This is a genomic window from Mesorhizobium sp. WSM4807, assembly GCF_055811615.1.
Window position 1 is genome coordinate 1 of record NZ_JBVVQY010000075.1, and the last position, 5,459, is coordinate 5,459.

At 59.2% G+C, this 5,459-nt stretch carries 4 protein-coding genes and 1 pseudogene; all 5 read right to left on the minus strand.

Features of this window, described 5'->3' with window-relative positions:
* Positions 1 to 859: 859 nt before the first annotated feature.
* Positions 860 to 2,201: pseudogene (locus AC0L3N_RS33495) on the minus strand (ISNCY family transposase).
* Between the two features lie 512 nt (positions 2,202 to 2,713).
* Entirely contained in the window at positions 2,714 to 3,004 is a 291-nt protein-coding gene (locus AC0L3N_RS33500; RefSeq protein WP_473551941.1) for a transcriptional regulator domain-containing protein, read from the minus strand.
* Between the two features lie 264 nt (positions 3,005 to 3,268).
* Complete coding sequence (locus AC0L3N_RS33505) at positions 3,269 to 3,673, minus strand: acyl-homoserine-lactone synthase (RefSeq protein ID WP_473551935.1); 405 nt, start codon at positions 3,671 to 3,673, stop codon at positions 3,269 to 3,271.
* Positions 3,674 to 3,723: 50 nt separating this feature from the next.
* The gene (locus AC0L3N_RS33510) at positions 3,724 to 4,449 is read right to left on the minus strand and encodes a helix-turn-helix transcriptional regulator (RefSeq protein WP_473551937.1); all 726 of its coding nucleotides are present in this window, start codon (positions 4,447 to 4,449) and stop codon (positions 3,724 to 3,726) included.
* Positions 4,450 to 4,907: 458 nt separating this feature from the next.
* A partial coding sequence (locus tag AC0L3N_RS33515) for a Rossmann-fold NAD(P)-binding domain-containing protein (RefSeq protein WP_473551939.1) occupies positions 4,908 to 5,459 on the minus strand: 552 nt, incomplete at its 5' end.

Consider the following 5,459-nt stretch of genomic DNA (forward strand, 5'->3'; position numbering starts at 1 on the left):
ACGCGCTCGACTATGTGCCGCGCAAGGTCGATGACGACTGCCTGATGGAGCTCAGATGGTTCTATGACCGGCGCGACGCGCTATGGGATTTCTTCCCGTCCGTCACGCCCTCCTCCGTTATTTGAATAAATATGCTCCCACGCGGCTACGTGTGGGCGGTAGCAAGGACTCCTCCAGCGCACGAAAGATATACGTCATGCGTAGATGTATGCGCCAGCTTTATCGGCTTACCGCCCCTTATGCATTTACACTATTCATTATAGCGCTCCACTGCCATTGCGCGAGTCGCGCATCCTCGTCCCAGGTCGAGATCGAAAATGAATCCGGAAAGGCGACACAGGGGCTTGGGTACTACGCGCCCCGCAAGCTCGATGACCGAGCACATGATGAACCTGCGCGCGCTCGGGAAGAAGACCCCGACGCCGATAACTTGCGCGAATGATCGGGCTTTGCCCCGGAGCGGCTGATGGAGCTAAAGGTGAATGTGGGTGCGGCCACCGGGCGAGGAGGCGATCGCAAAACGGCGCTACCTGGGTCTTTGTCCGACGTTCAACGCTTGTCGATTTGGCCGCCTGTCTTTACCCCCTGCTCGCAACCGTCGATTTTCCAGCAGACTGATTGCCGTGATGCAAAAACGACAAGCGAGATACGCTTTCAATTCCGAATCCCTCCCTAGCGTAGTTTCCGTCCATAAACGTGCGTATTTCACAGCATTTACAATGAGTTGCGCGCTGGCTGAAGGCGCGTTGACGGGCGCGGACGGGTCGAAGAGTGCTGTTTGTCGCCAGAATAGTGTCACCGGCGCGTGCGGTGGCGGCCGGCATGGGTCGGCGCGGGGCAACTGCGATGCCGGGTCAGTTCAGGTCGGCTTGAGGCGGGTGAAGATGACGAGGTTGTAGGCCACGACCGAGGACCAGACGTAGGTCTTGAAGTGATCGAGGCCGCGCCAGGTGCAACGCGCCAAACCGTAAGCACGCTTGAGGCATGAGATGCCGGCCTCGACGCCGGCGCGGAAGTTGCGCAGCTTGCGATAGACCCACTTGCTTCTGACCATGTCCCTCGATCCTAAGGCCAGCTTTCTTGTGGAAGGCCATGTCGGAAACGCTCCACGCCTTCGCCGTGGCCAGGTTGGCGCGAGTGGCGAAACCACCATCGGCGGCCGCCTGCCGCGGTGCCTGACCATAGAAGGCGATGTGGCGCTCCAGCATCGGCAGCAAGCGGTCGCTGTCGGCCGGGTTTCCGGTTTCGACCACCAGATCGAGGATCATGCCGCTCCTGCCGGTGGTCAGGTTTAGTTCGTGGCCGTACTCGGTGTCGCGGCTGCCTGTGACGATGATGTCGGCATGCGGTTCGAACAGGCTGACCGACTGCTCGCTGGCCGGCACCGGCTCGCCGGCCAACACGCGTCTTTCGCTCTGTCTGATGATGCGTTCTATCAGCGGCCGATAGTGCCGGACTTAGCTTTGCCACAGGTCGACGAACGGATCGGGAGCACTGGCAAGGCATGCGCTCGCCTGCTCCAGACAGGCCAAGGTCGCGCGGGCAATCGCGGTCAGCTCGCGGTAGAGTTGGACCCGATTGGGTCGACCGCGCGTGAATTGAATCTTGCGGGCCCGCTTCTTGGCCGCGCGGCAATGATCGCGCCATTCCAGGCCCGCGCCACCAATCAAGGCGTCAGCGCGCTTCAGCAGACGCACCATGGCCCGCACGGCATCCCACAACAGGCTGCTGTCGCTCGGCTCATGCATGAGCGCCAAGGTCACGGTGTTATCCAGCCGCACGACCGCGCCGTATTCGAGCTTCACCTGCCGAGCGCCCAAAAGCAGGGTTCGGTTGATCTGTTCCCAGGTCTCGGGCCGGATTCGCGCTGATCGTCTTTTGAGCGCCGACTTCTGTGGGCTGCACGACCATGGCAGTCGAGCAAAGGCGCGAAACGAGGCGGAGTCCTCAAGATGGAACGCCAGCTCCTGATAGCTCAACTGCCGGTATTGCTTGAGAAGCGCGCAACGCAGCACCGCTTCAGCAGGCAGGCCTTGCCGTCCGGTAGCCTTGACGCCAACCCGCACCAAGTCACAAGCCACCAAGCCAAGCAGATCGCAATGCTCATCCAGCCATTGCGACATCGCCTTCAGCTCGTGGCCGATCTCGTGCGCGGCGAAAAGATCGAATATGCTGGCTTGGACGGTGCGTTCTTGGCGCATTGTCGGCTCCGGCGGTGGCAGGACTTTGGAATCAGTGGCATGATCCAAGATACCTGAAACCGCCGGGCCTTGCTCGCGCAAAGCTACGATTCACTAATAGAATCAATCGCTTACTGTTTATGGATGGAAACTAGCCTAGCAGTTCACCAGTCTCCCCGGCCTGATCAGCACCTCGCCAATTCGCGTGCAGGCGTTGCAACAGATTCTTCAAAGAAATTCATAGACTCTTAGCAACTCCAAACTGCGGGGAATGATACGCTTATCGTAATATCTGAGGTCAGTGGGTTAAACCTGGGATAGCAACAACATAATTTGTTCGATGCCTGTAGTATCTGCGGAGAATGCCAAATGACCAAGTCAGTAGGATGAGCGCTCAGTCTTCTGTGTGGCTTGATGCTGACCCAATGATGACACTGGTCAGTCGCCTACGAACGGCAGCCCATCTTGATCGCCTTCGAATCCTGGGCCATTGCCCGCATGCGGACTTAACTGTCTGCGAGCTAGCCCGTCGTCTATTTCACCGCACTTGAGACGGACTTTGGAACGCGCTGGAGTGTCAAGGTTTGGGTTCGGCGGCGCTTGCTGCCTCGGCGCTTATGGTCGCCGGCCGACGCGATCACCTCGATGGAGGCTCCGCGCGACAAATTGTTGGCCTGCCCGAGCGTGGCGAGCAGATCACGCTGGAATGCCGCATCGCGCCGCAAGAACTCCCAGGCCAACCGCGCAGCGTCAGCTGAGCGGTATAGTCGTATCGATCTTTCATCCCACCAGTCGGGCGAAACCGGTCTCTGCCCCCAAAATATGTCGGCATGAGGGCACTACCCTGCCCGCCCCGCTAGGGTGATGCGACGCGGCGAAGCATCCGCGCCCATAGCACCGGACGGCCAATGCCAGCGTTTCGCCGCACTACGTGCAGTCTCTTGCCACTTCGACATAGCTGGCCGGCGCACGCGTGAGACCGCGGCTCTGTGATCCGCTCCAGCGGCCAGCCAGCATCAAAGGATGCGCTCAATGCGCAAATCGGTAACTATGATGATGCGGCTGAGCCGGCGCGACGCCGAACTCGATCATGCCGGCAAATAGCTCATAGATACCAACGCAATTCCACCCCCGCCCTTCGGTGCGGATGAAGGAATGTCGAGCACGAAGCGGCTGCTTTCCCAGATGCTCGGGTCCGCAGGCCGAGTCTTGCCCTCCAACGGCACGAGAAATGTGTGGCGAAGCATTGTCGGGCCTGTCCAGGGCAGAAGGCGGACGCAACCATCGACAGAACCGTCGAGAGGGCGCAGCAAAAGGTGGTGCGGTCTGGGCGCGTAGAAAGGAATCGATCTCGTAACTGCCATGGGGTCGCGCGTCCCAGTCCAGACGTTCCTGCGGTGCATTGCATGCAGTTCGTTGACAAAGTCGTCGTAGCTGTCGGGCGGAACAAGTTGGATCATCAAAGGCTCCTCGCCGGGGAAATTCCTAGCCATAGGGGACGAATCTTCACGCCAGGGCACTCTGTGACGTTGCACAGGTGAGGCTAACTTGTCAGTGAACCGAGAAACCCGAAACGGCCACGCGCAATTGCCTGTTTGGTGGTCGCCACCCCAAGCTTCTGGCGAGCGTTGCCCAGATGAAAAGCGGCCGTGCGCCGCGTGATCCCCAGGATGCAGCCGATCGCCCAATCGGACTTGCCTTTTGCTGCCCACTGCAGGCACTCGTATTCGCGCGGCGTCAGCAAGACACCATCGATCTTTCGATCGGCGGACAGTTTGCGGCGAACGAACATATGAAAACAGGTCGCGATATACGGGAGACCTTCTTCATGGCGTTCTGCGGCGCGGAAAAATACGGGATCGGGCTTGTCAGCGGCAAAGGTCATCGCCGCAAAATTCCCTAGGCGATCGATAATCGGGATCGTCATGCCGCAGCAGATGCCAAACTGCGCCGCTTCTTCGAAAACCTGAGCCCCTGAAGCATCCTCGCAGCTCAGATCGGATCCCCATCGAAATGGACATCCGCCACAGCGTGCACGCACAATGACCGGATCAACACTCTGATACCGATTCTCAAGATAGCGTGCTGTCCAGGGCACTGGATAATTCGAGATCAGCGTGGGTTTATCGTCGGAGCGCGGTGGCAAGGAGAGGTAGGCAAAAGCGAGCAGATCGAGTCCAGAGGCGACATCGGCCATGGCGCCGCGGAGATCAGCCTCATCGACGCTTTCTGAAAGCCGTTCCAAAAATCTCTCGAACACAGCTTGCATGTTGTCCTTGTCAGCAGCTTTCCTTAACTCACCGGCAACGTATCAGTGAAGATCTGCGGCAGCGGTGGGACATTGACAATCGCGCAAGAGCACTGCCGCGTAACACCTGCTCCAGCCTGCGTCAGTCACACCATGGCGTGCGCGCTCCAAAGCCCCCAGACACTCGCCAAAGTGCTCGCAGGCTTCAGCGGCAAGTCCACGTTTGGTGGCTTCTGCTGGGGGAAAGCTGCAGGGGTGTCGCAGCTAATATATGTGATGGAGGTCATATGGTTTCGACTTAATCGGTGCTATTCACTCCCAAAAACTAGTCACCGTCCAGCGTCTCAGAAAAGGCGCCCAGCCGGTCGGGAGGTAAACCGGCAGGGCGCGCCGCTAACGTCGTGGTCGTTGGGGAGACCGGACGCAGCGGCAAGAAGTGACTGTTTTCGGGTTCTGATCAATTGCACATCGATTGGCACTCAGATGCCTATGGCTTCGTACGCCGCAGCAATCCTGCGAATAGCCGTAACGTAGGCTGCCGTCCTGTAGTCGCGAAGTTCCGGCTGCGCGTGCAGCAGATCGGCTATGTTCACCCAAGTGCTTCGCATGACGTCCTCGAGGCCGGACCGAACCAAATCGATCTCAGCGCCGCCTTCAAGGAATTCCTCGCGCATGTCCGCAGGAAACGTCTTGCCAGTCATGCGCTCGAGTGCTGTGGCGATCGTCTGGTTGCGTCGCTCCCGCCGCCGCCTTTCCATCAAGCCGAATGGAATGTGGGTCAGGTTCTTCACCCATTCGAAATAGCTCACCACCACACCGCCCGCGTTGACATAGAGATCGGGGAGGATTGTTACGCCTCGGGAGCGCAGTACCTGATCGGCCTCGAAGGTGACCGGGCCATTAGCGGCTTCGACAATGAGATGCGCCTTGATGCGTTCGGCATTGTCGATGTGGATGGCATTCTCCATCGCCGCGGGGATGAGAATGTCGCAGGGCTCTTCCAGGCCCGCCATATCACTGGCGAAAGAGTT

What these genes read in the sequence shown, in the direction of transcription:
- AC0L3N_RS33505 (WP_473551935.1), bottom strand. Translation starts at nt 3,673, where the DNA reads ATGGCTAGGAATTTCCCCGGCGAGGAGCCTTTGATGATCCAACTTGTT.
- AC0L3N_RS33510 (WP_473551937.1), bottom strand. Translation starts at nt 4,449, where the DNA reads ATGCAAGCTGTGTTCGAGAGATTTTTGGAACGGCTTTCAGAAAGCGTC.